The following is a 25,092-nucleotide window of genomic DNA, read 5'->3' on the forward strand; positions in this document are numbered from 1 at the left end:
GGAGCAGGAGGGCAGGCAAGATGGGTGGGTGACCCTCATCGATCAGCTGCCGCCGACCGCCGACCCCGACGCCCTCTACGAAGCCTTCGAGTCGTGGGCCGAGGAGCGCGGCCTGACTCTCTACCCCCACCAGGAGGAGGCGCTGATCGAGGTGGTCTCCGGCGCGAACGTGATCGTGTCGACGCCCACCGGCTCCGGCAAGAGCATGATCGCCGCGGGCGCCCACTTCGCCGCGCTGGCCCGGGACGAGGTCACCTTCTACACCGCTCCGATCAAGGCACTCGTCTCGGAGAAGTTCTTCGAGCTCTGCAAGATCTTCGGCACCGAGAACGTCGGCATGCTGACCGGCGACGCGTCCGTGAACGCCGATGCCCCTGTCATCTGCTGCACCGCCGAGGTGCTCGCGTCGATCGCGTTGCGCGACGGCAAGCAGGCGGACGTCGGCCAGGTCGTCATGGACGAGTTCCACTTCTACGCGGAGGGGGACCGCGGCTGGGCCTGGCAGATCCCGATCCTTGAGCTTCCCCAGGCGCAGTTCATCCTGATGTCGGCCACGCTCGGCGACGTCTCGATGTTCGAGAAGGACCTCACCAGGCGCACCGGCCGCCCGACGGCGGTGGTCCGCTCGGCGACCCGCCCCGTGCCGCTCTCCTACGAGTACAAGCTCACTCCGCTCACCGAGACGCTGACGGAGCTCCTCGAGACCAAGCAGGCGCCGGTCTACATCGTGCACTTCACGCAGGCACAGGCCGTGGAGCGGGCGCAGGCGCTGATGAGCATCAACATGTGCTCGCGCGAGGAGAAGGACCAGATCGCCGAGCTGATCGGCAACTTCCGCTTCACCACCAAGTTCGGCCGCAACCTCTCCCGTTACGTGCGGCACGGCATCGGCGTCCATCACGCCGGCATGCTGCCCAAGTACCGGCGTCTGGTGGAGAAGCTCGCGCAGGCGGGGCTGCTGAAGGTCATCTGCGGCACGGACACGCTCGGGGTGGGCGTCAACGTCCCCATCCGCACAGTGCTGTTCACGGCGCTGACCAAGTACGACGGCAACCGTGTCCGCACCCTGCGCAACCGGGAGTTCCACCAGATCGCCGGCCGGGCCGGGCGGGCGGGCTTCGACACGGCGGGATTCGTCGTCGCTCAGGGGCCCGAGCATGTCATCGAGAACGAGAAGGCGCTCGCCAAGGCCGGCGACGACCCGAAGAAGCGCCGCAAGGTCGTCCGCAAGAAGGCGCCGGAGGGCTTCGTCGGCTGGACGGAGAACACCTTCGAGAAGCTCATCGCCTCCGAACCGGAGCCCCTGACCTCCCGCTTCCGGGTCACCCACACCATGCTGCTCTCGGTGATCGCCCGTCCCGGCAACGCCTTCGAGGCGATGCGCCACCTCCTGGAGGACAACCACGAGCCGCGCAAGCAGCAGCTGCGGCACATCCGGCGCGCGATCGCCATCTACCGCTCGCTGCTGGACGGCGGCATCGTCGAGAAGCTCGACGAACCGGACCCCACCGGCCGCATCGTCCGTCTCACGGTCGATCTCCAGCAGGACTTCGCGCTGAACCAGCCGCTGTCCACCTTCGCCCTGGCCGCGTTCGAGCTGCTGGACCCGGACTCGCCGTCCTACGCCCTGGACATGGTGTCCGTCGTCGAGTCCACCCTGGACGACCCGCGGCAGATCCTCGTCGCCCAGCAGAACAAGGCCAAGGGCGAGGCCGTCGCCGCGATGAAGGCGGACGGCGTCGAGTACGAGGAGCGCATGGAGCGCCTCCAGGACATCACCTACCCGAAGCCGCTGGAGGAGCTCCTCTTCCACGCGTACAACACGTACCGCAAGAGCCACCCCTGGGTCGGCGACCACCCGCTGTCGCCGAAGTCCGTCATCCGGGACATGTACGAACGGGCGATGTCCTTCACGGAGTTGGTGTCCTTCTACGAGCTGGCCCGCACCGAGGGCATCGTGCTGCGCTACCTCGCCAGTGCTTACAAGGCGCTCGACCACAACATCCCCGACGACCTCAAGTCCGAGGATCTCCAGGATCTGATCGAGTGGCTCGGCGAGATGGTGCGCCAGGTCGACTCCAGCCTGCTCGACGAGTGGGAGCAGCTCGCCAACCCGGAGGAGATGACCGCCGAGGAGGCCCAGGAGAAGGCCGACGAGGTCAAGCCGGTCACCACCAACGCGCGTGCCTTCCGCGTCCTCGTCCGCAACGCCATGTTCCGCCGCGTCGAGCTCGCCGCGCTCGACCAGGTCGAGGAACTGGGCGAGATGGACGCCGAGTCCGGCTGGGACGCCGACGCCTGGGGCGAGGCCATGGACAAGTACTGGGACGAGTACGACGACCTCGGCACCGGACCGAACGCCCGTGGCCCCAAGCTCCTGGTGATCGAGGAGGAACCGGCGAACCGCCTGTGGCGGGTCCGCCAGATCTTCGACGACCCGAACGGCGACCATGACTGGGGCATCAGCGCGGAGGTCGACCTCGCCGCCTCCGACGCGGAGGGGCGCGCCGTGGTCCGCGTCACCGACGTAGGCCAGCTGTGAGCACAGGAGAATCCCACCCATGACGACGAACCCGGCCGACAGGCTCGTCGACCTGCTCGACCTGGAGCAGATCGAGGTCAACATCTTCCGGGGCCGCAGCCCGCAGGAGTCCCTGCAACGGGTCTTCGGCGGCCAGGTGGCCGGCCAGGCGCTGGTCGCCGCCGCGCGCACCACGGACGGCGACCGCCCCGTGCACTCGTTGCACGCGTACTTCCTTCGTCCGGGCAGGCCGGGCGTGCCGATCGTGTACCAGGTCGAACGGGTGCGGGACGGCAGGTCGTTCACGACCCGCCGGGTCACCGCCGTGCAGCAGGGCCGCACGATCTTCAATCTCACCGCCTCCTTTCACAAGCCTGAGCAAGGGAGCTTCGAGCACCAGCTGCCGCCGGCCCGCAAGGTCCCGGAACCGGAGTCGCTGCCGACGGTCACCGACGAGATCCGGGAGCATCTGGGCGCGCTGCCCGAGCAGTTGGAGCGGATGGCACGCCGTCAGCCGTTCGACATCCGTTATGTGGACCGGCTGCGCTGGAGTGCCGAGGACGTCAAGGACGCCGAGCCGCGCAGCGCGGTGTGGATGCGCGCGGTCGGTCCGCTGGGCGACGACCCGGTCGTGCACACCTGCGCGCTGACCTACGCCAGTGACATGACCCTCCTGGACGCGGTCCGGATCCCGGTCGAGCCGCTGTGGGGCCCGAGGAGCTTCGACATCGCGTCGCTGGACCACGCCATGTGGTTCCACCGGCCGTTCCGCGCGGACGAGTGGTTCCTGTACGACCAGGAGTCGCCGATCGCCACCGGTGGCCGGGGCCTCGCCCGTGGGCGGATCTACGACCTGGAGGGACGCCTGCTGGTGTCCGTCGTCCAGGAGGGTCTGTTCAGGGCGCTGTAGCCCGGGGCGTTCTGCGCCGCAGCCAGCTCAGCAGGCCGCGTGGCGGCTCCGGCTCCGCGGGCCGGGGCGACCCTGCGGGCTCCGGATGCGCCGGCACCGGGGCCCGGCTCGGTGTGGGACGCGGCGCGGGTCGCATCTCACGCGCTTCCTTCAGGAGTGCCATCAGGTCGGCCCGCAGCAGGCTGATCTCGTCCGGGTCGTCCGCCGTCATCAGCCTCTGGGCGATGTGTGCGGCGGGCGAACCCGGTGCCCCGGATGCCGGCGGCCCTGGACGGAAGCGGTTCAGATGGGAGCGCTCATAGGGGTAGGGGACGATTTCCGCGATCTGGACGGGGTCGAGGAAGGCGGCCAGTGCGCCCGCCCTCTCCCATGGGTCGTCGGCCTGCCGTAGCAGGAAGCCCCGATGGCGTCCCCGCCAGTTGCGGGGACGCAGGTCCACTCCCGCGTCCAGCATTCCGCGCAGGCCCTCGGGCGTACGGCGGGCCTTGAGCAGTGAGGCGTTCTTCTCGTCGGCGGCGAACTGCTTCAACTCATCGGCCAGATACAGCCAGACCACGGCTCGATAGCGGTTCAGGTACCACTTCGCCGGCACGACCAGGCCCAGACGTGCGAGACGCGTGAACCTGCCCACGGACACGTCCATGAGAGCCGCGCCCTCGGTCGTCCCCACGGCCTTCACGCGCTCCAGCAATGAGTCGGGGAATCCGGCCGCCGAGCGCACCCTGTCGATCTCGGAGCGCGGGACTCGCCGGCCCCCGCCTCCTTCGTCCGGCACGGTCCGGATGAGGCCGAGGTGGACGGCGAGGTCGAGATCGCCTCGCTTCAGTGCCAGTTCCCGGGCCGCGCGGCTCGGCGTGCAGGACGGGTGGGACGGCTTCGTGATGGTGTCGCCGGACATGGTCGGTCTCCCCCGTGGAGTCAGTGGCTCACGCTCTGTGCGCTCGCCGTGACAAGAACCGTAGCCAACCGGCAAGATCTCGTGGCGAGCCTGTGGATAACTCCGCGGGGGGCGACGAATCAGCAGGTCAGAGGTCTGCGCTCGGTGCCCGTTCGGGTTGTCGGGCGTCCACGTCGAGGTGCTCGCCGACCCGGTTGACGAGCAGCGTCATCTCGTAGGCGATCTGGCCGATGTCGGCTTCCGCGCCGCTGAGCACGCACAGACAGGCGCCGGTACCCGCCGCGGTGACGAACAGCACGGCGTCGTCGAACTCGACCATCGTCTGGCGCACTCTGCCCGCGCCGAAGTGCCGTCCCGAGCCCTTGGCCAGGCTGTGCAGTCCCGACGAGACGGCGGCGAGGTGCTCGGCGTCCTCGCGTCGCAGTCCTGTGCTCGCACCGGTCACCAGGCCGTCGTTGGACAGCACCAACGCGTGTCGCACATGATCGACGCGCTCCGTCAGGTCGTCCAGGAGCCAGCCAAGTCCCTGGTTCTGCGCCATGATCCGGTCTCCCCGTGTAGATGTCTCCCCCTGCACCGGAGGAATCTCCTTCGCCACCCTTGCCGACAATCCGGCCCACGGGCAAGGAGGATGGGGGCATGGCGCAGAAGATGTCCGATGAGGAATGGCGCGCGTTCGTCTCGCACGGCACGCGCACCGGCAAGCTGTCGACCGTACGAGCCGACGGGAGCCCGCATGTGGCGCCGATCTGGTTCGTGCTGGATGGGGACGAGGTGGTGTTCAACACCGGCAAGTCGACCGTGAAGGGGCGCAATCTGGCCCGTGACGGCCGTGTGGCGCTGTGCGTGGACGACGATCGGCCGCCGTTCGACTTCGTGGTGCTGCAAGGCCGTGCCCGGATCTCGGAGGATCTCGACGAGGTGCGGCGCTGGGCCGGCCGTATCGGGGCGCGCTACATGGGTGAGGAGCGCGCGGAGGAGTTCGGGGCCCGCAACGGCGTCCCGGGTGAACTCGTCGTCCGCGTCAAGATCGAGAAGGTGCTGGCGGAGAAGGGCGTCGCGGAGTGAGCGTGGCCCGGACCCCGGTCGACGGCGGCTGAGAACCAGTCAGCCCACCGAGTCGAGCAGCCGGGCGGTGTGCATCCGCCCGGCGTACTCGACGAGCCGGATCAGCACCTCCTTTCCCGAGTCGCGGTCCCTGGCGTCGCAGAGGACCACGGGCGTTCCCCCGTCCAGGTCGAGCGCGCGCGAGACATCGTGGGCGCCGTACGTGCGGGCGCCCGCGAAGCAGTTGACGGCCACGACGAACGGGATGTGCCGGTGCTCGAAGTAGTCCACCGCGGGGAAGCAGTCCTCCAGGCGCCGGGTGTCCGCGAGGACCACCGCGCCCAGCGCTCCCTGCGACAGCTCGTCCCAAAGGAACCAGAAGCGGTCCTGACCGGGAGTGCCGAATAGGTAGAGGGACAGGCCGGACCGGATGGTGATGCGCCCGAAGTCCATGGCGACAGTCGTGGTGACCTTCTGGTCCACACCGTCGGTGTCGTCCACCAGCTGCCCGGCTTCGCTGAGCAGTTCCTCGGTGCGCAGCGGCCGGATCTCGCTGACCGCGCCCACCAGAGTGGTCTTGCCCACGCCGAATCCACCGGCGACAAGAATCTTCAACGCCAGGGCGGCCGTCCCGCCGTCAGAGGCGTCTGATGCGTCGGAGTGCTCGGAGACCATCGATCACTTCTCTCTGGAGTGCCGGCATCGGTCGACGTCACGGTGCGAAGTCAGCATCATGACAACTGCCCCTGGCTTTCGTGGGGTTGGACCGCTTTTTGCCCGAGGCGACCGTATCTTTCCTTGAAGTGTCATCTACAACGCCCGCAATCCTTCGATGACCTCGCGCAGAATGCGCTCGTCCGGAAGCTGCGCGGGCGGTACCGGACGGCTGACGGTGACACAGCCCAGCTCCAGGAGGTCGCCGAGAAGCACCCTGACGACGCCCACGGGCAGGTCGGCGCCCGCGGCGAGTTCCGCGACCGACTGCGTCTCCGAACGGCACAGCTCGATGAGGGAACGGTGTTCCGGCCCGAGCGCGGTGTCGTCGCCGGTTCCGGGCGCGGCTGCGTCGAGCGTGACCAGGGCGATCAGGTCGAAACGGACGCCGGTGGGGCCGGGTTGGGTGCGTCCGCCCGTCATGGCGTACGGGCGGACGAGGGGCCCGGCCTCGCTGTCGTACCACTGACTGCCCCGCTCGCGCGGAGCGCCCGTCGTGTCCTCCGTCATGTGCGCGGACCGTCCTTCCGGCTCATCCCGCGGCGGGTGGCCGCGCTCCGGCGCGCGGGGGCGTGTACAGGTGCTCGCCGACGCGTTTGACCAGCCGTGCCATCTCGTACGCCACCAGCCCGATGTCGGCGGTCACAGCGGTGAGGACGGCGAGACAGGACCCGTCGCCGGCGGCCGCCACGAACAGGAAGGCGTCGTCCATCTCCACCATGGTCTGGCGCACACCACCGGCGCCGAAGTGGCGGCCCGCGCCCTTGGCCAGGCTGTGGAAGCCGGAGGCGACCGCGGCCAGGTGCTCGGCGTCCTCGCGGCGCAGGTCGGTGGACGCGCCCACGGCGAGCCCGTCGTTGGACAGCACCACGGCGTGCCGCACCTCGCCCACCCGCAGCACCAGGTCGTCCAGCAGCCAGTCGAGTTCGCCGGACCGGTGGTCGGCCCTCATGCTCGGATCCTGGATCATGCGGGGTCTCCTTCGCTGCTGTCGCTGCGCGCTGTGGATTCGGGAGTGGCACCGCGGCCGGGCTGCCTGCCCCCGCCGCGCGCCCAGCCGTCGCGGTAGGCAGCCATGCGGTCCCTGACGAGTTCGGGGGTGCGCCGGTCGTCGTCGCGGGAGGCGGCCGTCACCGGTGGTTCCTCCGGGCGCCCTTCGCGCAGTTGGGGGGCGAGGCTCGCCTGCCGTACACGGCGCGGGAGATCGTCGGAGGCTTCGGAGTCGTCCGGGGGGCGGTGCAGACGCAAGGTGGTGACTCCGGGGGGTGGGGTGTCGGTCGTGGTGCCGGAGGCGGGCGGCACGGGGGCCACCAGCGCCGGCCGGCCGGCGGCCGCGTGGACGGAGTCCTGGTGCCGGTCCGCGGCCATGCGGACGGATTCCCGGTGCCGGTCGGCGTCGGGCACGCGCGTGTACTCGCGTTCAGCGGGGCGCCCGGACTCCGTCCGGTTGCCGAGGGAACGTTCCGCCGTGGCGTTGTGCAGCAGGGCGGTGGGCAGCAGGACGACCGCGGTGGTGCCGCCGTAGGGCGAGGTGCGCAGGTGCACCTTGATGCCGTGCCGGGACGCGAGCCTGCTCACCACGAAGAGTCCGAGCCGGTCGCTGTCGAACAGGTCGAGCGCCTCGGACTGCTCGATGCGCCGGTTGGCCTCGGCGAGGGTCTCCTTGCCCATGCCGAGACCCCGGTCCTCGACCTCGACGGCGTAGCCGTTGCCCACGGGCTCGCCGGTGATGCGCACGCGCGTGTGGGGAGGCGAGAACTGGGCGGCGTTCTCGACGAGTTCGGCCAGGAGGTGGGTGAGGTCGGCGACGGCCGCGCCGACGACGGACGTCTCGGGCAGCTGCCGTAGCTCCACGCGCGCGTAGTCCTCGACTTCGGAGACGGCCGCGCGGACCACGTTGGTCAGGGAGACCGGCATGCGCCAGGCCCGGCCGGGCGCCGCTCCCGAGAGGATGATCAGGCTCTCCGCGTGGCGTCGCATGCGGGTGGTGAGGTGGTCGAGCCGGAAGAGGTCGCTCAGTTCGTCCGGGTCGTCGGAACGCCGCTCCATGCTGTCCAGCAGGCTCAGTTGGCGGTGCACGAGGACCTGGCTGCGGCGGGCGAGGTTGACGAAGACACCGGAGATGCCGCTGGCGAGCTCGGCGCGCTCCACGGCGGCCCGGAGGGCGGCGCGGTGGACGGTGCCCAGGGCCTCGCCGACCTGACCGGCCTCGTCCTCGGCGGGCGGTCCGGGCGGCGCCTCGGCCCGGACGTCGATCTCCTCGCCCGCCCGCAGCTTCCGCATGGCTTCGGGGAGTTTGTGCCGGGCGATCTCCAGGGCGCTGTTGCGCAGGCTGACCAGCTCGACGACGAGGCCTCGACCGATGCGTACGGAGATCACGAGAGAGGCGGCGACGGCGGCGAGGCCGAGCAGCACGGCGGCGCCGGCAGGCGTGAGCAGCCCACGGGTGAAGGGGTCGGCGCGCTCCGCGACACCGCGCCCGGCGTCCTGCTCGATCGTCCGCATGCCGCCCTGCACGCGTGTGTGTGCCTTGCTCCAGGCGGCTTCCGGCACCGCGTCGATCGCACGTACGCCCGGTGCGGTGGCGAGGACCTTGTCCTCGACGGCGGCCACGGCGGCGTAGGCGCTGCCGCCGGCGAGGCGCTGCCAGGCCGCGCGTTCCGGGCCCCGCAGGTCGGCGACGGCGGACTCGGTGAGGGTACGGCGGGTGTCGACGGCGCCGGTGAACAGCCGCAGCCGCTCTCCGTCGAGGCGCCCCGCCAGGCGCGCGCTGTCCAGCACGACGTCCTCCTGGGCCAACGCCTCGCCCGCGCGGGCGAATTCGAGCAGCACGCGCGCGTCGGAGCCGAGCTCGGCGTCCTGGATGCCACTGAGCGCACCGCCGACCGAGAACGCGCTCGCGATGGTCCTGGTGTAGCGCCCGTGCGCCTCGTCCCAGCCCGAGCGGCGGTCGAGGACGGCACTGCGTACCGTGCTCAGCTGCTCGGCGCCGGTGACGAACTCCTCGAGTCGCCGGGCTACCCCGGCGGGGAGTTCCTCGCCGTCGGCGACGGTGCTGCGGTCGTCCAGCCGCAGCCGTGCCACCGCCCGGTCCGTGTCCTTGGCGAGCTTCTCGTAGTCGCCGCTCTGTCCGGCGGAGGGGTCGCCCGCATACCGGACCGCGGCCGCGCGTTCGGCCTGGAGGGCGGCCACGGCGTCGGCGACGGGTGCCCTGATCTCGGAGTCGACGCGCTGCAACTGACGCAGTCGGGAGACGTCCTGTGCGGTGGTGACGGTGGCGTAGGCCCACAGGGCCAGCAGCGAGACGACCGGCACCATGAGGAGGCAGACGATCTTGGCGCGGACGGTGCGCGGCCGGATGCGCCAGCGCTCCGCGCGCGTGGGCGGGACGTCCGGCGCCACGCCTGTGGGCTCTTCGGGACCTTCGTCGGCCGGAGGTCCGGCATGGGCGCGGCGGCCGCGCACAGGGGGCGGTGACGGCGTCTCGCCGCCGGTCGCGGTGGTCCTACGGGGTGTACGCATGGCCTCCTCGCTCGGAAGGGGATCGGTGGCGTGTCTTCCCGGGCCGTCGCCGGTCGGGACCCGCCTTCAGCCGACGGCGCCCTCGACCGGCCGCTGGGCCGACGCCGACGCCTCGCGCTCTCCTGTCGTGGGCGACAGTGCGACGAAGGCCGAGGTCAGGAAGAGGTAGGACCCGAGGCCGACGGCGAGGGGGAAGATGAACTGCATCGCCGTGGCCCCGGGCAGGACTGCGCCGGAGGGCGTGACATCGACACTGACCGCGAACATCCCGGTGTAGTGCATGCTGCTGACCGCGGCGCCCATGATCAGTGAGGCGATGGTGACGGCGACAGGCGACTTGATGTTGAGCGCGGCCCACAGGGCCGCCGTCGCTGCGACGACGGCGATCAGGACGGAGAGTCCGACGACGACGGGGTCGTAGCCGACGTCGCCGTGGAGCCGAACGGCGGCCATGCCCAGGTAGTGCATGCTCGCGACGCCGAGCCCGGTGGTGAGCCCACCGAGGAAGAGCGCGCGCGTGCGGTCACGGCCGTAGCCGACGGCGAAGACGCCGGCGCAGACGACGGCCATGGCGACGAGGAGGCTCACTATGGTGAGCGGCACGTCGTAGCGGATGTCGGTGCCGCTGACGCTGAAACCCAGCATGGCCACGAAGTGCATGGTCCAGATGCCGGTTCCGATCGCCGAGGCGGCGGTGATCAGCCAGTTGCGACGCGACCGGCCGGTGGCGCCGAGCGCGCGCACGGTGCAGCGCAATCCCAGCGCGGCGCCTATGCACGCCATCACGTACGACAGCACGGGGGTAAGCCAGCCGAGGGCGGCGTGGTCCAGGTGTCCCATGCCTCCGGGACGCTAGCCGGGGCACGGGCGCACGAAGGGGGCGCATTTCGAAAGCTGTTGGAATATGACGCACCGATGCACCGGAACGATCGCGTCACGCTCGAACGTGTGCACAGCGGCGTCATCCGTCCCGGTGAGGGATCATGCGGAACATGAGCGACGACCACACGCATGTGCAGGAGTTCTTCACAGCCCGCGCCGCCGACTGGGACAGCCGGTTCCCCGACGACGGGCCCGCCTACGCGGCCGCGGTCGCCGACCTCGGACTGCGGGAGGGGGATCGCGTGCTGGACGCGGGCTGCGGCACGGGACGCGCCCTGCCGCCGCTGCGTGCCGCTGTGGGGCCCTCGGGAGTGGTCCTCGGGGCCGATCTGACCCCGGCGATGCTGGAGGCCGCCGTACGGGCCGGACGGGACCGGGACGGGCAGTTGCTGCTCGCCGACGTGGCCGCGCTGCCGTTGCGGTCGCAGTCGCTCGACGCCGTGTTCGCGGCCGGCCTCATCGCGCACCTGCCCGAACCGGCGACGAACCTGCGGGAGTTGGCGCGCGTGGTGCGGTCCGGCGGCACGCTCGCGCTGTTCCACCCGATCGGCAGGGCGGCGCTCGCGGCACGCCAGGGCCGGCAGATCACACCGGACGACCTGCGGGCCGAGCCCAGTCTCCGACCGTTGCTGGCCGGTTCCGGGTGGCGCATGACCTCGTACGTCGACGAGGACGACCGGTTCCTGGCGCTGGCCGTACGGGAGTTCTGACGTCTCAGTCCTGACGTAGTTCTGCCGGCTGTGCGAGGGATCGCCTCACTCGGCGGCCGAACGGCCGGTGTGCCGCACGGGGCAGCCCCGGACGCCGGGAACGGGGCTGGTGCCGAGTTCCTCGAGCCGGTAGCCGTTCGGGTAGCCCTTGATCTCCCGGTTCTGGCGCGCGTGGTGCGGTGCGCGACGCGGCGGCAACAGACGCACCACACGCCCACGCGCGCGTACCGCACGCCGAACGAGGGCGCGGGTGGTCGCGCTCGGTGGCGGGTAGCGGAACGCCCTCAGCAGCGACTCGTCGAGCAGGGCGAGTGTCGAGGTGCGCAGAAGGGGTGCGAGGGGGCGCGGGTACCAGGAGGCCATCAGATCGATGGTCGCGTCCGAGACCCGCCGGGCGGCCGGGTCCCAGCCGAAGTGGGCCTCCTCGTAGCCGTCGAGGCAGTCCTCGAACTCCTCGTAGGACTCTGGTGCGTCCTGGATGCCCATGTGCCTGCCCAGTGTGCGGTAGTGGACGGCGGAGGCCACGATCTCGTGGCGCGACAGCCTGCGCCAGCCGTAGGCGTCGATCCATCGCTTGGGCATGACGACGAACGTGCACAGCACATATCGCATGTCGTCGTTGCTGATGTCGTAGCTGCGGTGCATCTGGTTGATGCGCCGGATCGCCGTACGCCCCTGCTCGCTGGCGAAGCCGTGCTCGACGACGGCGTCGAGGAGCAGCGAGGTGTCGTCGTAGCGTTTCTGTGACCGGTCCGTGAGCTCGGCCGTCTCGGCGAGCAGCCGGCCGATGGTGGGGACCGCGTACGTGCGGTAGAGGGCCAGCTCGAGTGCCCGGGTGAAGTCCCAGGGGAACTCGTACGCCGCAGAGAGCCGGTAGATCTCCGAGGCCTCGCGGAACGGGTCCATCCGCCGGATCTGTTCGAGCCGCTCGAAGCGCTTCACCGCGCTGTCCCCCTTCTGCAGCCGAGACTCCAACTCTACGTTGATTGGGGGAACATGGAACGATCAGTCAGGTTACCCACACAGGGGGAAGGCGGTAGCTATGTGGGGCAGGGTGCGCAAGTCGTGTGCGAGATTTTTCCGCTCTCGGCGCGCGGAGGCGGACACCGGCAGGGACAAGGACAGGCGCACGCACAACCTGTTCGAGGCCGCCGCCGTGTATGTGTCCGCCTGCGCGGAGGACGACCAGGATCAGATCGACGAGGCCGCGGGCTGGGTGTCTCCGGAGGCGCTCTCGTTCGGGGTGAGCGAGCTGGCGTGCCGGGCCGTCATCGCGCTCGCCCGGGAGCGTGACGAGTCGCCGCAGACGGTCGCCCGATCCCTCCTGGGGCTCCCGGCGGCATGACACCACGGTCATTCGTGGTCGATTCGCCCCGTCCGGCCGGAAAACTGCAGCTCCGGATGTGTCTGGGAGTCGTGACAAGCGGCTTCCGGGCGCACTAGGGTGCGCGCCGATGGGCGAACCGATGGGGAGGCTGGGATGGCCGGGACGGACGAGGAGGCCGTCGCCGCCGCGGACGACGCGCTCTACGTGCTGACGGCGGTGCTGCTGACGCCGGCGCAGTTCCCGAGCGTGCTGGGCGACGACTTTCCCGAGGCCTGCGCGGCGCTCGGTCTCGCGCCGCGCGCCGACGGATACGGCCTGGTACTCGGCCAGGACGGGGAGGGCGCCCGTTGGACGGTAGTCATCGACGACGTCTCCCTGGTCGCCGTCGCCATCGCGTCCTGGGACTGCGGCATGGAGTACGACCTGTCGCCGGACGAGCGCACGGTCGTGGCCGCTCTGCCCGGATGGCCCCTGGCGCTCGCCGTCGCCGCCCCCGATGTTCCCGCGCCGCACGATCCCGACCCTGAGATCGCGGACTGTCCGCTGCTGGCGCCGCCGGACACGAGCGTCTGGGGCCCCGCTCAGCGGCGCCTGGGCGCCGACGAGATCGCCCTGCAGTGGACTACGTGGCGGGATCAGGTCGATGACGCCGCCTTCGCGACGCCGAGCGGCGGGTCCGACGCCGCCACGGTCGAGGCCGAGGCCGAGAGCGACGGCTCGGACGAGGGCCGGGGCGAAGAGGCGGAGCAGGCCGACGGTCAGGGGGGCCACAGCGGCATCCGGCGGGTTCTCGCCGAGGCACGCGCCTACGTGGACTCCCCGCCGCCCCTCGGCCGCGTCCGGTCGTCGTTCGCCCCGGGCGACGCGCGGACCCTGCGCGCGGACGGCCCCGGCTGGTCGCTCGTCGCCAGGACCGACGACATCGCCTTCGTGCTCCTCGACGACGAACCCGGTGAGGTCCTGCCGGTGGGCCGCGGACCGGAGCTGCCCGGGCTGCTGGAGGCGCTCGACAAGATGGCCGTACGGCCCAGCTGAGGCGTAGGGCCGGGCGACAGGCAACGGGGCCGGAGGCCGCGGCGGCCCCCTGTGCGGAGCCCCTTGCCCCCCCCATCCCTGTATCGAAGCCCCATCCGACGGCGACCTGCCATGTGGCCCCAACCCATGGAAGGCACGGAATCAGACCCGCACCATGAGGCAGCCTTCGCGGCTCCGCTCTCTGCTGTGCTCCGTCACCCGCCTTCCAGGAGGCCGTCATGCGCCTGTCCCGAGGTATCCCGTTCATCGTCGCCGCGTTGCTGGCCGGCGCCCTCAGCCGGCCGACTCCCGTGGCGGCCACTCCAGTTGGCGAGCACCACTGCGCCCGGCAGGAACGCGTACGCGTACCGGGCGCGGCCTTCCAGCAGAGCGCCTGCCTCGCGGATCTGACCACGGCGGGACTCGCCGGAACGCCCTATACCGACATGGCCGACCAGGCCGGACTGACGGCTCGGGGCACTCGGACACCGGCCGGGGTCCCCGGGATCCAGATCGACGGTTACTTCCCCGACTCCTCCCGTTCCAACGCCACGCACGGCTGGCGCCACGACGCACAGTTCGTGATCCGGCTCCCGGACCACTGGAACGGCGGACTGGTCGTCACCGGCGCTCCTGGCACCCGCAGGCAGTACGCGACGGACCCGGCGATCTCCGACCACGTGCTGGCGCGGGGCTACGCCTACGCCGCCACCGACAAGGGCAACAACGGCGCAGACTTCTACCGCGACGGCAAGCGCCCCGGGGACGCGGTCGCCGAGTGGAACGCACGGACCACCGAGCTCACCCGTGCCGCCCGCAAGGCGGTGGCCCAGCGCTACGGGCACCTTCCTCGCCGCACGTACATGACCGGTATCTCCAACGGCGGCTATCTCACCCGCTGGCAGCTGGAGAACCATCCCGAGTTGTACGACGGCGGCGTGGACTGGGAGGGCGCCCTGTGGACCGCGGACCGCCCCACCCTGCTCACCTCCTTGCCCACGGCAGTGGCGCGCATGCTCGGCAGCGCGCGGGACGAGGATCTGTACGCGGCCGGTTTCGCGCGTGGCTCCGAATTCCTGTGGCCGTACCACGAGCGGGCCTACTGGGGAGTGACGCAGAAGATCTACCGCGCCGAGTTCGATCCGGCATACGACACCGGCTGCCCCGGCTCGTCCGCCGGGAGCACGCCGGAGCAGATCCTGGCGCCGTGCGCGTCCGATGCCACCTACGACTACACGTCGCGTCCGGCGTCCGTCCGTCGCGCGGTGGCCCGCGTAGCTCTGACCGGCCGCATCGGCAGACCGCTGATCACGCTGCACGGTGATCTGGACGTGCTGCTGCCGAAGGCCGTCGACTCGGACATGTACGCGCGCATGGTCGACGCGAGGGGACGGGGAGCCCTGCACCGCTATTTCACGATCGCGGGTGGCACCCATGTCGACGGGCTGTACGACACCTATCCGGAGCGACTCCGGCCGATCCTGCCCTGCTACCGGTCGGCGTTGGACGCGCTGGTGTCCTGGGTGGAGCGAGGCATTCGACCGCCCGCGGACCGTACCGTCGGCAGGCCCGCGAACGGCGATGTGCTCAACTCCTGCACGCTGGCCACTCCGGTCGCACCGGCCGCCGGGTGAGGGTCAGCGACCGAGTTCCTTGCGCGTGGCGCGGCGCAGCCTGCGCCGCTGTGAGGGGTCGAGCGTGAGGTACGCGGCGGCCGGGACTCCCAGGACTATCAGGAGCGCGGCCCACCAGGGCAGCCAGATCAGCAGGATGATGCCCGCCGCCACACCTCCCGCGGCGATCTTCGCGTTCTTCGACATGTGCGTCGCCTCCTTCGCGGCCACTGCCGCTCTCTGTCCTGAAAACGGGTCCGCGCTTCCGGCGGTTCCGGACCGCGACCCTGAGACGACCCTGAGGTGCGGCCCCTACTGGTCGCGGAGCTCCGGTGACGGACGAGGTGCGGCCGACGCACGGGACTCCGCACTGGGGGGATACCCGTACCGGCCGATGAGTGACCCAAGTCACGGCATGGAGATCCCAGGTCCGCCGTCGATGTGTTGTATCCTCGGCCACTCATTCGCGAGTAGTCAAACTTGAGGAGTGTCGCAAAGCTGTGCCGAGGCTTTCCGAGGCAACACCGTCCGAGTTCTCCGAACTGGCATCCTGCTGTGCCGTCTTCATACCCGGCGATCCTGCCCGCACCGGCCGGTTCGCCTTCTGGCGAGCCGATGGCGACGCCGCTCCGTTCGCCGGGCCCGGATGCGTCGAGGACCTGGCCGTCGCGCTGCCCGGCGAGGACGGTGCCGAGCTGGTGAGCGTGCCGGCCGTCGTGCTGCCGGTGCACGCCGCGCTGCCCGTGCTCACGCGTGCGCGTACCGACGCGCAGGCTCACCGAGCGCCCACTTTCTGGGGCGCCGCCACCGTGCTGGCCCTGCAGCTCGTGGCACGCGGTCTGCTGTTGCCCGGCCTCTCGGCGACGGATCATGACGCCTGGCGCGCCGGGCCCCTGCGGCCGGAGGACGTCGAACGCGTCCTCGCCCTTGCCGCCGCGATGCCACCCGAGGCGCACGCCGTGCCGCTGGACGACGTCGAGCCGCTGCGGCTGCCGGACCCGGAGCGGCTGCTGCGGGCCTTCCTGGACGCGGTGGCGGACGCACTGCCCCGCTCCCCCGCCGCGGCGCTGGTGACGGGCGGGCCCGCCTATGCGGCGCGGGAGCCGCAGCGGCTGCCCGACCAGCGCGCGTGGGCCGCCGATGTCGCCGCCGGCCACGACGCGGGCGTACGGCTCTCCCTGCGGCTCGAGGTCCCGGGTCTCGCCGCGGCGACGGACGATGATGCGGCGCTGTCGTTCCGTGCGGTGCTTCAGGTGCACAGCGTGAGCGATCCGACGCTGGTCGCGGATGCCGGCGACGTGTGGGCGGGGTCCGGCGCCTTCGGCCCACGCGCGCGTATGGACGCCCTGCTGGCGCTTCGCCGGGCTGCGCGCGCGTGGACTCCTCTCACGCCGTTGCTCTCGGCGGCCGTGCCGGACTCCGTGGAACTAGCCGACGAGGAGGTGACCGACCTCCTGGATGAGGGCGCTCGGGCCCTCGCCGGAGCCGGCGTCGAGGTGCACTGGCCCAGGGAGCTGACCCGCAAACTGACCGCACGAGCGGTGATCGGCCCGCCGGACGACGAGTCCTCGCCCGGCCGGGTCTCCTCGGACACCCCGTCGTTCCTGTCCGCCGACGCTCTGCTCGCCTTCAACTGGTGGTTCGCGCTGGGCGACCAGCGGCTCACGCGCGAGGAACTGGACCGTCTCGCCGAGTCGAACCGCCCGGTGGTGCGGCTGCGCGACCAGTGGGTCCTCGTCGACCCCCAGGAGGTGCGACGCGCCCGCGCACAGCAGGACCACAAGGTGAGGCCCATCGACGCGCTCGGCGCCGCGCTCACGGGCTCCACCGAGGTCGACGGCCGCCAAGTCGAGGTACGGCCCACCGGGTGGCTTGCGGCGCTGCGCGAGCGGCTCGCGGATCCCGAGGGTCAGGAGCCGGTCGGTCAGCCCGCCGCACTCGCGGCCACGCTGCGGGACTACCAGCGGCGGGGCCTGAGCTGGCTGGCCCGGATGACCTCCCTGGGCCTGGGCTGCTGTCTGGCTGACGACATGGGCCTCGGCAAGACGATCACTCTGATCGCGCTGCATCTGCACCGGCAGGTGGACGCCTCGTCCGCCGGTCCGACGCTGGTCGTGTGCCCGACTTCCCTGATGGGCAACTGGCAGCGGGAGATCGAGAAGTTCGCGCCGGGCGCGCGCGTGCGTCGCTTCCACGGGTCGCGGCGTGACCTGGACGCCGTGGCGGACGGGGAGTTCGTGCTCACCACGTACGGCACGATGCGCATGGACGCGCGCCGGCTCGCCGAGGTGCCGTGGGGCATGGTCGTGGCGGACGAGGCCCAGCACGTCAAGAACCCGTACTCGGCGACCGCGCGGGAGTTGCGCTCCATCGGTGCACGCGCGCGCGTGGCGCTCACCGGCACCCCCGTCGAGAACAACCTGTCGGAGCTGTGGGCGATCCTCGACTGGACGACCCCCGGCCTGCTGGGCCGGCTGGGCACCTTCCGTACCCGCTACGCACAGGCCGTCGAAGGTGGCCAGGACCCGGCGGCCGCCGAGCGCCTCGCCCGGCTCGTGCGCCCGTTCCTGTTGCGCCGGCGCAAGTCTGATCCGGGGATCGCGCCGGAACTGCCGCCCAAGACGGAGACCGATCGGGCCGTGTCCCTCACCACGGAACAGGCGGGCCTGTACGAGGCGGTGGTCCGCGAGACGCTCGCCGAGATCTCGGGCGCCGAGAGCATGGCGCGACGCGGCCTGATCGTGAAGCTCCTGACGGGCTTGAAGCAGATCTGCAACCACCCGGCGCAGTTCCTCAAGGAGGAGCGGCCACGGATCGTCGGGCGCTCGGGGAAGCTGGAGTTGCTGGACGAACTGCTCGACACCATCCTCTCCGAGGGGGCGAGCGTGTTGGTCTTCACGCAGTACGTGCACATGGGACGTCTCATCGAGCAACATCTGGCGGCTCGCGGGACGCCCTCGCAGTTCCTGCACGGCGGAACGCCTGTGAACGAGCGTGAGGCCATGGTGCGGCGTTTCCAGGACGGTGAAGTGCCCGTATTCCTGCTGTCGTTGAAGGCGGCGGGAACGGGCCTGAACCTCACCCGCGCCGAACATGTCGTCCACTACGACCGCTGGTGGAATCCCGCCGTCGAGGCGCAGGCCACGGACCGTGCCTACCGCATCGGCCAGACTCGGCCCGTGCAGGTGCACCGGCTGATCGCCGAGGGGACCATCGAGGACCGTATCGCCGACATGCTGAGCCGCAAGCGGGAGCTGGCCGACGCGGTACTCGGCGCAGGCGAGGCGGCGCTGACCGAGCTGACGGACGCGGAGCTGGCCGATCTGGTGGAACTTCGAGGGGGCGCGGGATGACTCGACACGACAGTGACCTGGAGCGCACGTTCGCCGCGCTGCCTCCCACGCGCGGGAAGGGGTTCGCGCAGACGTGGTGGGGCCAGGCCTGGCTGAAGGCGTTGGAGGAGACGGCACTGGACTCGGAGCAGCTCAAGGCCGGCCGCCGGCTCGCGCGCGCGGGAGCGGTCGGTGCCCTGTCGGTGCGTCCGGGGCGGATCACGGCCGTCGTGCAGGGCCGCGACCGTACGGCGCACCGTGCCGACGTGCTGCTGGAGGAGCTGTCCGCGGAGCAGTGGGACCGCTTCCTGGACATGACAGTCGAGCGGGCCGGGCATGTCGCGGCTCTGCTGGACCGCGAGATGCCACCGCATCTGGTGGAGGACGCGGCGGCGACCGGTATCGAACTGCTGCCGGGCATGGGTGATCTGGAGCCGGAGTGCGGCTGCGATGCCTGGGACCACTGCGGTCACACGGCGGCTCTCTGCTATCAGGTGGCACGGCTCCTGGACCAGGATCCGTTCGTCCTGCTCCTGCTGCGCGGACGGGCCGAACGCGACCTGCTGGACGATCTCCAGGCCCGCAGCGCGGCGCCCGCCGGCCCTCCCGCATCGTCCGCGTCGCCCGAGCCGGAGGGCGTCGATGCCACGGAGGCGTACGCGACCGGCGACATCCTGCCGCCGCTGCCCGCCCTGCCCGAGCTGCCCGCCTCACCGGGTGTGCCCCCGTCCCTGGACACGGAGACGCCTCCCGCGCCCGGCGTCGATCCGGCTGCCCTGGAGTTTCTGGCCGCCCGGACAGCCGCCGAAGCACACCGCCTGCTCGCGGAAGCACTGAGCGCAAGCCCGGAACAGCGTGCCGCAGAAGAGGAGTTGACGCTCGACGAGGATGCGGTGCGCCTCGCCGCCGGTTCCCCGTCCGAGGGCGTGGCTGAGCGTCTGGCCGACGGGTCTGGGCGCGGTCGGGAGGGGCTTGCGACGGCCGTACGCGCTTGGCGCTTGGGAGGCGTCGCCGCGTTGTCGGTGCTCGACGAGGAGTGGGCCGTCGAGGGCGAAACGCTCGTACGCGCGCGTGCCGCGCTTGAGTCGGCGTGGGACGAGGACGAACGGCCGTCTCTGCGAGGGAAGGGCAACCGCTGGACGGTCGTCGGCGCGCCGCGCCAACTCCGCCTGGGGCGCGACGGACGCTGGTGGCCGTACCGCAAGGAACGCGGCCACTGGGTACCCGCAGGAGGCCCAGCGCAGGATCCGGCGACAGCGCTGGCCTCGGTGGAAGTCGCGTCCGAGGACACAGCGCTGTAAAGGGTCGGCGAGGGCTGCCGGACCGGTCGAGGCCACGACGACACCCACCTCCGTGCGAACTTGGCCGGCGTGCGCCCGAGGCGCTGCCGGGCGAACAGACGAACGTCGTTCGCGCGCCTTTCAACGAGCTGACATTGCGGGCGTGTTCGCGGCTACGGCGTCGACGTACGGCTTCACCGCCGTCGGCAGGACGTGGAACCCGACCGTGTGAGGCAGCTCGCCCAGGGCGCTCGGAAGTCGGCTCGACGAGCGCTCGTCGCACTACGTTCATCCAGTAGTCGTACGGCGTTCCGCGCAGGCTCCAACTCTGGCCGCTGTCAGCGAACTTGGTCCCCAGGAGGCCCGATGTCCCCGAACGCCACCGGCAGGCGCCGCGCCCACCGTTTCGTCGCTGGGGGCGTACCCCTCGTCGTGCTCGCGACGCTCGTGGCCGCCGCCGGGCCCGCCGCCGGCGCAAACAACACCGACGGCAAGGCTCACGTCGTGCGCACGGCAACGCTCGGCGACATCCCGCTGGGCGCGTTCAGCAACGCGCTACTGCCCGGCACCGTGAACGACGACCGGGGCGTGGACCTCGGCGGCATAGGCAGCGACATCTACCCGACGGGCCGCCAGGGCGAGTTCTGGACGGTCACCGACCGCGGCCCCAACGGCCAGATCAAGGTGGACGGCACGAAGCGCCGTACGTTCCCCGTCCCGGGCTTCGATCCGGTGATCGTCAGGATCCGGGTGTCGGGAGACACCGTGCGGGTGCTGGACGCGATCCCGATCACGACCAGGTCCGGGAAGCCCGTCACCGGGCTGTCGAACCAGGAGGGGCGTGACGAGGCGCCGTACTCCTACAACGCGCGGACTGCTCTGACGTACAACCCGAACGGGCTCGACACCGAGGGCATCGTGCGGGCCGCCGACGGGAGTTTCTGGCTCGTCGACGAGTACGGTCCATCCCTGGTGCACGTCTCCGCGCGCGGGAAGGTCCTCACGCGCTACGTGCCCAAGGGACTCGGCCTGACCGGTACCGACTACCCCGTGGTGGAGGTGCTCCCGTCCGTCCTGCTGCACCGGAAGACCAACCGTGGCTTCGAGGGGCTGGCCCAACTGCCGGGTGGTGACCTGGTGATGGCCGTGCAGAGCCCGCTGTCCCTTCCGGACACCGACGCCGCGGAGGCATCGCGGACCACGCGGCTGCTGCGCTTCTCGCCGAAGAAGAAGGCGGTCACCGCGGAGTACGCGTATCGCTTCGACCCGGTGAACCTGGTGGACCCGAGCGAGGACGACACCTCCGAGCTGAAGATCTCGTCGGTCGTCGCCGTGGACGGAAACCGGTTGCTGGTGGAGGAGCGCACCGACAAGGCCGCCCGGCTGCAGCTGGTGCGTCTGGACCCCGCGTCGAACATCCTGGGCGGTCCCTGGGACGACGACACGACGTCTCCGTCGCTCGAGCAGCTCGACGACCCGGCGGCCTCGGGCGTGCCCGTGCTGTCCAAGAAGCTGGTCGTCGACCTTGGCACTCTCGCCGGCGTGCCCGGCAAGATCGAGGGCATCGCGCGCGTGGACCACGACATCCTCGCGCTCATCAACGACAACGACTTCGGGATGACGGACGGCGAGGGCGCCTTCGACGCACAGGGCCGGCTCGTCGACAGCGGAGTGGAGACGTCGGTGGTCTATGTGCGGCTACCGAGCGGCATCTGACAGCCGTTCACGAGACGTGTCCCCACCGCGGCACACGCGCGTGCCCGACGCGGAGCGGCACGCGCGCGCGTGCCGTGCGTCCATGCCCGGCCAAGCCTCGCCTACGGCAGCTCTTCCGCCGGGGACGGAATCAGCGACTCGAGATCGCTCGGGAAGCCGCTGGGCAGCTCGGTCGGGAACCCCGATGGCAGTGACGTCGGCAGTTCGCTCGGCAGCCTGCTGGGGAGCTCGGTCGGGATGCTGAAGGACGGCCTGGGCGGGCCGCTCGTGCTGGTCCCGTCGGACGGATTCTCGTCGGGCGAGTCATCGCTGCCCGAGGCCATGAGGATCACGGCGACGACAGCTCCGACGGCCACGACGGCGACGAGCAGGATGAGCAACCGATTCCGCCGCCCTGGTCCACCGCCTCCGTCGGACGGATCCGGCGGCGGCCAATCGCCGTACGAGGGCGGGCCGCTGTCACCCGGAGGCGGACCGTAGCCTCCCGGCGGCCCGTATCCCCCGGTGGGAGGCGGTCCGAAGCCACCGCCCGGAGGCGGCGTGTCACCCGGCGGTCCGGGGGGCTGTGGCGGTACGGGCGGCATGGCCATACCGTCAAGAGTCGCCTCATCTCCGCCAGGACGCGACCCCTGCATATGGGTGATACGCGCTCATGCCACGGATCACATGATTCCGGAACATCCCACGCGAAGGCCGGTCAGTACGCCGTACCGCGTGCGACCAGGCCTCTCGGCGGGCGGTCACACGCGGTACGGCAGTGACTGGCTACGCGAGCGGGGCCTCAGCCGCGCGCGCCCAGCAGGTGGTCCATGGCCAGCTGGTCGAGGCGCTCGAAGGCCATCCCGCGCGCGGCGGCCGCTTCGACGTCGAACTCCTCGAAGGCCGTGCGGTCCGCGAGCAGTGCCTTGAGGCCGTCCGCGGCGGTCGGCTGCGCCAGCTCGTCCAGGCGCGAGGCGCGCAGGGCCTCCTGGACCTCGGAGTCGGCGCGGAAGGCGGCCGAACGCTCCTTCAGGATGAGGTAGTTGCGCATGCAGCCCGCGGCCGAGGCCCATACGCCGTCGAGATCCTCGGTCCGCGGCGGCTTGAAGTCGAAGTGGCGCGGTCCGGAGTAACCGGCGCTCTCCAGGAGGTCGACCAGCCAGAAGGCGGCGCGCAGGTCGCCGGCGCCGAAGCGCAGGTCCTGGTCGTACTTGATGCCGGACTGGCCGTTGAGGTCGATGTGGAAGAGCTTGCCCGCCCACAGCGCCTGCGCGATGCCGTGCGGGAAGTTGAGCCCGGCCATCTGCTCGTGCCCGACCTCGGGGTTGACGCCGTACAGCTCGGGGCGCTCCAGGCGCTCGATGAACGCCAGCGCGTGACCGATGGTCGGCAGAAGGATGTCGCCGCGCGGCTCGTTGGGCTTGGGCTCGATCGCGAACTTCAGGTCGTAGCCCTGGGAGGTGACGTACTCGCCGAGGAGGTCGAAGGCCTCCTTCATGCGGTCGAGAGCCACGCGCACGTCCTTGGCGGCGCCGGACTCGGCGCCTTCGCGGCCGCCCCAGGCGACGTACGTCTTCGCGCCCAGCTCGACCGCGAGGTCGATGTTGCGGATCGTCTTGCGCAGGGCGTAGCGGCGCACGTCGCGGTCGTTGGCGGTGAAGGCGCCGTCCTTGAAGACGGGGTGAGTGAAGAGGTTGGTGGTGGCCATCGGCACGGTCAGGCCGGTCGCGTCGAGAGCCTCTCGGAAGCGCTTGATATGCGCCTCGCGCTCGGTGTCGGAGGACCCGAAGGGGATCAGGTCGTCGTCGTGGAAGGTGACGCCGTAGGCGCCGAGCTCGGCCAGGCGCTGCACCGTCTCGACCGGGTCGAGGGCACGGCGGGTGGCGTCGCCGAAGGGGTCCCGTCCCTGCCAGCCGACGGTCCACAGGCCGAAGGTGAACCTGTCCTCGGGGGTGGGCTGGTAGCTCATGCCGCGGCTCCTTGCTCGCTGACGACTGCTTGCCACGACTATTTCGTCATGGCGATTTACAAATTAGTATGCCGACGCGTCCCTGGGAAGGGACAAGATGTCCACCGAAGGGGTGAGGACGGGGTCGCGACGCCTCGGGCACCCTTGAAACAGCAGGTCAGATCCCGCAGAGCCGTGGAAAAGGGAGAGCCCGATGTCAGCAGCCGAGGGTCCGCTCGTCGTCGGCGTGGACACGTCGACCCAGTCCACCAAGGCGCTGGTCGTCGACGTGTCGACCGGGCAGGTCGTCGCGGGCGGCCAGGCACCGCACACGGTGTCCTCCGGAGCCGGCCGGGAGAGCGACCCGCGCCAGTGGTGGGACGCCCTCTGCGAGGCGCTGCGCCAGTGCGGCGACGCCGCGCACGAGGCCGCCGCGGTGTCGATCGGCGGCCAGCAGCACGGCCTGGTCACGCTGGACGCACAGGGCGAGCCGGTACGTCCGGCCCTGCTGTGGAACGACGTGCGCTCGGCGCCGCAGGCCCGCCGGCTGACCGAGGAACTCGGCGGAGCTAAGTTCTGGGCCGAGCGCACGGGCTCCGTCCCGGCCGCCTCCTTCACGGTCACGAAGTGGGCCTGGCTGACCGAGCACGAGCCCGAGTCCGTCCGGGCCACCAAGGCCGTACGCCTCCCCCACGACTACCTCACCGAACGCCTCACGGGACAGGGCACCACCGACCGCGGCGACGCCTCCGGTACGGGCTGGTGGGCGTCGGGGACGGAGTCGTACGACGACGAGATCCTCGCGCGCGTGGGGCTCGACCCGGCGCTGCTGCCCCGCGTGGTCCGGCCCGGCGAGATCGCGGGCACCGTGCGCGACAGCCACGACCTGCCGTTCTCCAAGGGCACGCTGGTCGCCCCCGGCACTGGCGACAACGCGGCCGCCGCGCTGGGCCTCGGTCTGCGTCCCGGCATGCCCGTGCTGAGCCTCGGCACCTCGGGCACCGTGTACGCGGTGTCGAAGCGGCGCCCCGCCGACCCGACCGGCACGGTGGCGGGGTTCGCCGACGCGCACGGCGACTGGCTGCCGCTGGCCTGCACGCTGAACTGCACGCTGGCCGTCGACCGTCTCGCCGCCCTGCTGGGCCTCGACCGCGAGGCCGTGGAACCCACCACCGGCCTGACGCTCCTGCCCTACCTGGACGGCGAACGCACCCCGAACCTGCCCAACGCCTCCGGTCTCCTGCACGGCCTGCGCCACGACACGACCGCCGGCCAGCTCCTGCAGGCGGCCTACGACGGTGCCGTACACGCGCTGCTCGGCGCCCTGGACCTGGTCCTGGACGACGACGCCGACCGCTCGGCCCCGCTGCTGCTGATCGGCGGCGGCGCCCGGGGCACGGCCTGGCAGCAGACCGTACGACGGCTGTCGGGACGCCCGGTGCGGGTGCCCGAGGCCAAGGAGCTGGTCGCGCTCGGCGCGGCGGCCCAGGCGGCCGGCCTGCTGACCGGCGAGGACCCGGCGGCGGTCGCCCGGCGCTGGAACACCACGCGCGGGCCGGTGCTCGACGCCGTGGAGCGGGACAAGGAGACGCTGGCGAGGATCAGCGGGGTACTCTCCGACGCGGCCCCGCTGCTGGAGCGGAGCCCCGAAGGCCACTGAGGACTGACGAGGACTGACG

Annotated in this window: 22 protein-coding genes; 11 read left to right on the top strand and 11 right to left on the bottom strand. The window is 71.2% G+C overall.

Annotation, left to right across the window (positions count from 1 at the left end; genetic code table 11):
• The first annotated feature begins 28 nt into the window (after positions 1 to 28).
• Both IF78_RS0130140 and IF78_RS0130145 read left to right on the top strand, forming a co-directional pair.
• The gene (locus IF78_RS0130140) at positions 29 to 2,542 is read left to right on the top strand and encodes a DEAD/DEAH box helicase (protein WP_031486039.1); all 2,514 of its coding nucleotides are present in this window, start codon (positions 29 to 31) and stop codon (positions 2,540 to 2,542) included.
• 19 nt (positions 2,543 to 2,561) lie between these two features.
• On the top strand, positions 2,562 to 3,431 hold the full coding sequence (locus tag IF78_RS0130145) for an acyl-CoA thioesterase (RefSeq protein ID WP_031486040.1): 870 nt from the start codon (positions 2,562 to 2,564) through the stop codon (positions 3,429 to 3,431).
• Here IF78_RS0130145 and IF78_RS0130150 read toward each other — a convergent pair.
• A complete protein-coding gene (locus tag IF78_RS0130150; RefSeq protein WP_031486041.1) occupies positions 3,418 to 4,329 on the bottom strand; it encodes a DUF6397 family protein in 912 nt (303 codons plus the stop codon). The genes IF78_RS0130145 and IF78_RS0130150 overlap by 14 nt on opposite strands.
• A 127-nt stretch (positions 4,330 to 4,456) precedes the next feature.
• Entirely contained in the window at positions 4,457 to 4,870 is a 414-nt protein-coding gene (locus IF78_RS0130155; RefSeq protein ID WP_031486042.1) for a roadblock/LC7 domain-containing protein, read from the bottom strand.
• Between the two features lie 98 nt (positions 4,871 to 4,968).
• On the opposite strand from IF78_RS0130155, the gene IF78_RS0130160 reads away from it, so the two are divergent.
• A complete protein-coding gene (locus tag IF78_RS0130160; protein ID WP_031486043.1) occupies positions 4,969 to 5,397 on the top strand; it encodes a PPOX class F420-dependent oxidoreductase in 429 nt (142 codons plus the stop codon).
• A gap of 39 nt (positions 5,398 to 5,436) precedes the next feature.
• Here the strand turns inward: IF78_RS0130160 and IF78_RS0130165 are convergent, their stop codons facing one another.
• The 5 genes from IF78_RS0130165 to IF78_RS0130185 all read right to left on the bottom strand — a co-directional run bounded on the left by IF78_RS0130165 (position 5,437) and on the right by IF78_RS0130185 (position 10,452).
• The gene (locus tag IF78_RS0130165) at positions 5,437 to 6,051 is read right to left on the bottom strand and encodes a GTP-binding protein (RefSeq protein ID WP_031486044.1); all 615 of its coding nucleotides are present in this window, start codon (positions 6,049 to 6,051) and stop codon (positions 5,437 to 5,439) included.
• Between the two features lie 135 nt (positions 6,052 to 6,186).
• Complete coding sequence (locus tag IF78_RS0130170) at positions 6,187 to 6,600, bottom strand: DUF742 domain-containing protein (protein ID WP_031486045.1); 414 nt, start codon at positions 6,598 to 6,600, stop codon at positions 6,187 to 6,189.
• Between the two features lie 22 nt (positions 6,601 to 6,622).
• Positions 6,623 to 7,060, bottom strand: a complete 438-nt coding sequence (locus tag IF78_RS0130175; RefSeq protein ID WP_031486046.1) for a roadblock/LC7 domain-containing protein — start codon at positions 7,058 to 7,060, stop codon at positions 6,623 to 6,625.
• Positions 7,057 to 9,612, bottom strand: coding sequence for a sensor histidine kinase (locus tag IF78_RS0130180; RefSeq protein WP_031486047.1), 2,556 nt, complete (start codon positions 9,610 to 9,612; stop codon positions 7,057 to 7,059). Before IF78_RS0130180 ends, IF78_RS0130175 begins: the two co-directional genes overlap by 4 nt.
• Positions 9,613 to 9,678: 66 nt before the next feature.
• Entirely contained in the window at positions 9,679 to 10,452 is a 774-nt protein-coding gene (locus tag IF78_RS0130185; protein WP_031486048.1) for an MHYT domain-containing protein, read from the bottom strand.
• Between the two features lie 152 nt (positions 10,453 to 10,604).
• Between IF78_RS0130185 and IF78_RS0130190 the strand changes: the two genes are divergently transcribed.
• Positions 10,605 to 11,204 (top strand): class I SAM-dependent methyltransferase, encoded by a 600-nt coding sequence (locus tag IF78_RS0130190; protein ID WP_037641617.1) that lies wholly within the window; start codon positions 10,605 to 10,607, stop codon positions 11,202 to 11,204.
• A gap of 45 nt (positions 11,205 to 11,249) precedes the next feature.
• Here IF78_RS0130190 and IF78_RS0130195 read toward each other — a convergent pair whose 3' ends face one another.
• Complete coding sequence (locus tag IF78_RS0130195; protein WP_031486050.1) at positions 11,250 to 12,146, bottom strand: oxygenase MpaB family protein; 897 nt, start codon at positions 12,144 to 12,146, stop codon at positions 11,250 to 11,252.
• Positions 12,147 to 12,246: 100 nt separating this feature from the next.
• Between IF78_RS0130195 and IF78_RS0130200 the strand changes: the two genes are divergently transcribed.
• The 3 genes from IF78_RS0130200 to IF78_RS0130210 all read left to right on the top strand — a co-directional run bounded on the left by IF78_RS0130200 (position 12,247) and on the right by IF78_RS0130210 (position 15,179).
• Positions 12,247 to 12,549: a hypothetical protein gene (locus IF78_RS0130200; RefSeq protein WP_031486051.1), complete on the top strand. Its 303-nt coding sequence runs from the start codon at positions 12,247 to 12,249 to the stop codon at positions 12,547 to 12,549.
• A 135-nt stretch (positions 12,550 to 12,684) separates the two neighbouring features.
• Complete coding sequence (locus IF78_RS0130205; protein ID WP_031486052.1) at positions 12,685 to 13,566, top strand: hypothetical protein; 882 nt, start codon at positions 12,685 to 12,687, stop codon at positions 13,564 to 13,566.
• A 218-nt stretch (positions 13,567 to 13,784) separates the two neighbouring features.
• A complete protein-coding gene (locus IF78_RS0130210; RefSeq protein WP_031486053.1) occupies positions 13,785 to 15,179 on the top strand; it encodes a tannase/feruloyl esterase family alpha/beta hydrolase in 1,395 nt (464 codons plus the stop codon).
• Positions 15,180 to 15,182: 3 nt separating this feature from the next.
• Here the strand turns inward: IF78_RS0130210 and IF78_RS0130215 are convergent, their stop codons facing one another.
• Positions 15,183 to 15,365: a hypothetical protein gene (locus tag IF78_RS0130215; protein WP_031486054.1), complete on the bottom strand. Its 183-nt coding sequence runs from the start codon at positions 15,363 to 15,365 to the stop codon at positions 15,183 to 15,185.
• A gap of 293 nt (positions 15,366 to 15,658) precedes the next feature.
• On the opposite strand from IF78_RS0130215, the gene IF78_RS0130220 reads away from it, so the two are divergent.
• The 3 genes from IF78_RS0130220 to IF78_RS0130230 all read left to right on the top strand — a co-directional run bounded on the left by IF78_RS0130220 (position 15,659) and on the right by IF78_RS0130230 (position 21,486).
• Positions 15,659 to 18,511 (top strand): DEAD/DEAH box helicase, encoded by a 2,853-nt coding sequence (locus tag IF78_RS0130220; protein ID WP_031486055.1) that lies wholly within the window; start codon positions 15,659 to 15,661, stop codon positions 18,509 to 18,511.
• A complete protein-coding gene (locus IF78_RS0130225) occupies positions 18,508 to 19,791 on the top strand; it encodes an SWF or SNF family helicase (RefSeq protein ID WP_031486056.1) in 1,284 nt (427 codons plus the stop codon). Before IF78_RS0130220 ends, IF78_RS0130225 begins: the two co-directional genes overlap by 4 nt.
• A gap of 345 nt (positions 19,792 to 20,136) precedes the next feature.
• Positions 20,137 to 21,486 (top strand): esterase-like activity of phytase family protein, encoded by a 1,350-nt coding sequence (locus IF78_RS0130230; protein ID WP_031486057.1) that lies wholly within the window; start codon positions 20,137 to 20,139, stop codon positions 21,484 to 21,486.
• A gap of 101 nt (positions 21,487 to 21,587) precedes the next feature.
• On the opposite strand, the gene IF78_RS44000 is transcribed toward IF78_RS0130230, so the two are convergent.
• Together IF78_RS44000 and xylA are read right to left on the bottom strand one after the other, a co-directional pair.
• Positions 21,588 to 21,866 carry a hypothetical protein gene (locus tag IF78_RS44000; protein ID WP_234439910.1) on the bottom strand — a complete coding sequence of 93 codons (279 nt, stop codon included), beginning with the start codon at positions 21,864 to 21,866 and terminating at the stop codon, positions 21,588 to 21,590.
• A gap of 401 nt (positions 21,867 to 22,267) precedes the next feature.
• Positions 22,268 to 23,434, bottom strand: a complete 1,167-nt coding sequence (gene xylA, locus IF78_RS0130240; protein ID WP_031486059.1) for a xylose isomerase — start codon at positions 23,432 to 23,434, stop codon at positions 22,268 to 22,270.
• A gap of 193 nt (positions 23,435 to 23,627) precedes the next feature.
• Between xylA and xylB the strand changes: the two genes are divergently transcribed.
• Complete coding sequence (gene xylB / locus IF78_RS0130245; protein ID WP_031486060.1) at positions 23,628 to 25,073, top strand: xylulokinase; 1,446 nt, start codon at positions 23,628 to 23,630, stop codon at positions 25,071 to 25,073.
• Positions 25,074 to 25,092: the final 19 nt, after the last annotated feature.

Source organism: Streptomyces bicolor, from assembly GCF_000719285.1.
Classification (GTDB): Bacteria; Actinomycetota; Actinomycetes; order Streptomycetales; family Streptomycetaceae; genus Streptomyces; species Streptomyces bicolor.

Bases quoted from the DNA above. Each gene is read 5' to 3' on its own strand.
- IF78_RS0130145 (WP_031486040.1), top strand. From the start codon at position 2,562: ATGACGACGAACCCGGCCGACAGGCTCGTCGACCTGCTCGACCTGGAG.
- IF78_RS0130150 (WP_031486041.1), bottom strand. From the start codon at position 4,329: ATGTCCGGCGACACCATCACGAAGCCGTCCCACCCGTCCTGCACGCCG.
- IF78_RS0130155 (WP_031486042.1), bottom strand. From the start codon at position 4,870: ATGGCGCAGAACCAGGGACTTGGCTGGCTCCTGGACGACCTGACGGAG.
- IF78_RS0130160 (WP_031486043.1), top strand. From the start codon at position 4,969: ATGGCGCAGAAGATGTCCGATGAGGAATGGCGCGCGTTCGTCTCGCAC.
- IF78_RS0130165 (WP_031486044.1), bottom strand. From the start codon at position 6,051: ATGGTCTCCGAGCACTCCGACGCATCAGACGCCTCTGACGGCGGGACG.
- IF78_RS0130170 (WP_031486045.1), bottom strand. From the start codon at position 6,600: ATGACGGAGGACACGACGGGCGCTCCGCGCGAGCGGGGCAGTCAGTGG.
- IF78_RS0130175 (WP_031486046.1), bottom strand. From the start codon at position 7,060: ATGATCCAGGATCCGAGCATGAGGGCCGACCACCGGTCCGGCGAACTC.
- IF78_RS0130180 (WP_031486047.1), bottom strand. From the start codon at position 9,612: ATGCGTACACCCCGTAGGACCACCGCGACCGGCGGCGAGACGCCGTCA.
- IF78_RS0130185 (WP_031486048.1), bottom strand. From the start codon at position 10,452: ATGGGACACCTGGACCACGCCGCCCTCGGCTGGCTTACCCCCGTGCTG.
- IF78_RS0130190 (WP_037641617.1), top strand. From the start codon at position 10,605: ATGAGCGACGACCACACGCATGTGCAGGAGTTCTTCACAGCCCGCGCC.
- IF78_RS0130200 (WP_031486051.1), top strand. From the start codon at position 12,247: ATGTGGGGCAGGGTGCGCAAGTCGTGTGCGAGATTTTTCCGCTCTCGG.
- IF78_RS0130205 (WP_031486052.1), top strand. From the start codon at position 12,685: ATGGCCGGGACGGACGAGGAGGCCGTCGCCGCCGCGGACGACGCGCTC.
- IF78_RS0130210 (WP_031486053.1), top strand. From the start codon at position 13,785: ATGCGCCTGTCCCGAGGTATCCCGTTCATCGTCGCCGCGTTGCTGGCC.
- IF78_RS0130215 (WP_031486054.1), bottom strand. From the start codon at position 15,365: ATGTCGAAGAACGCGAAGATCGCCGCGGGAGGTGTGGCGGCGGGCATC.
- IF78_RS0130225 (WP_031486056.1), top strand. From the start codon at position 18,508: ATGACTCGACACGACAGTGACCTGGAGCGCACGTTCGCCGCGCTGCCT.
- IF78_RS0130230 (WP_031486057.1), top strand. From the start codon at position 20,137: ATGTCCCCGAACGCCACCGGCAGGCGCCGCGCCCACCGTTTCGTCGCT.
- xylA (WP_031486059.1), bottom strand. From the start codon at position 23,434: ATGAGCTACCAGCCCACCCCCGAGGACAGGTTCACCTTCGGCCTGTGG.
- xylB (WP_031486060.1), top strand. From the start codon at position 23,628: ATGTCAGCAGCCGAGGGTCCGCTCGTCGTCGGCGTGGACACGTCGACC.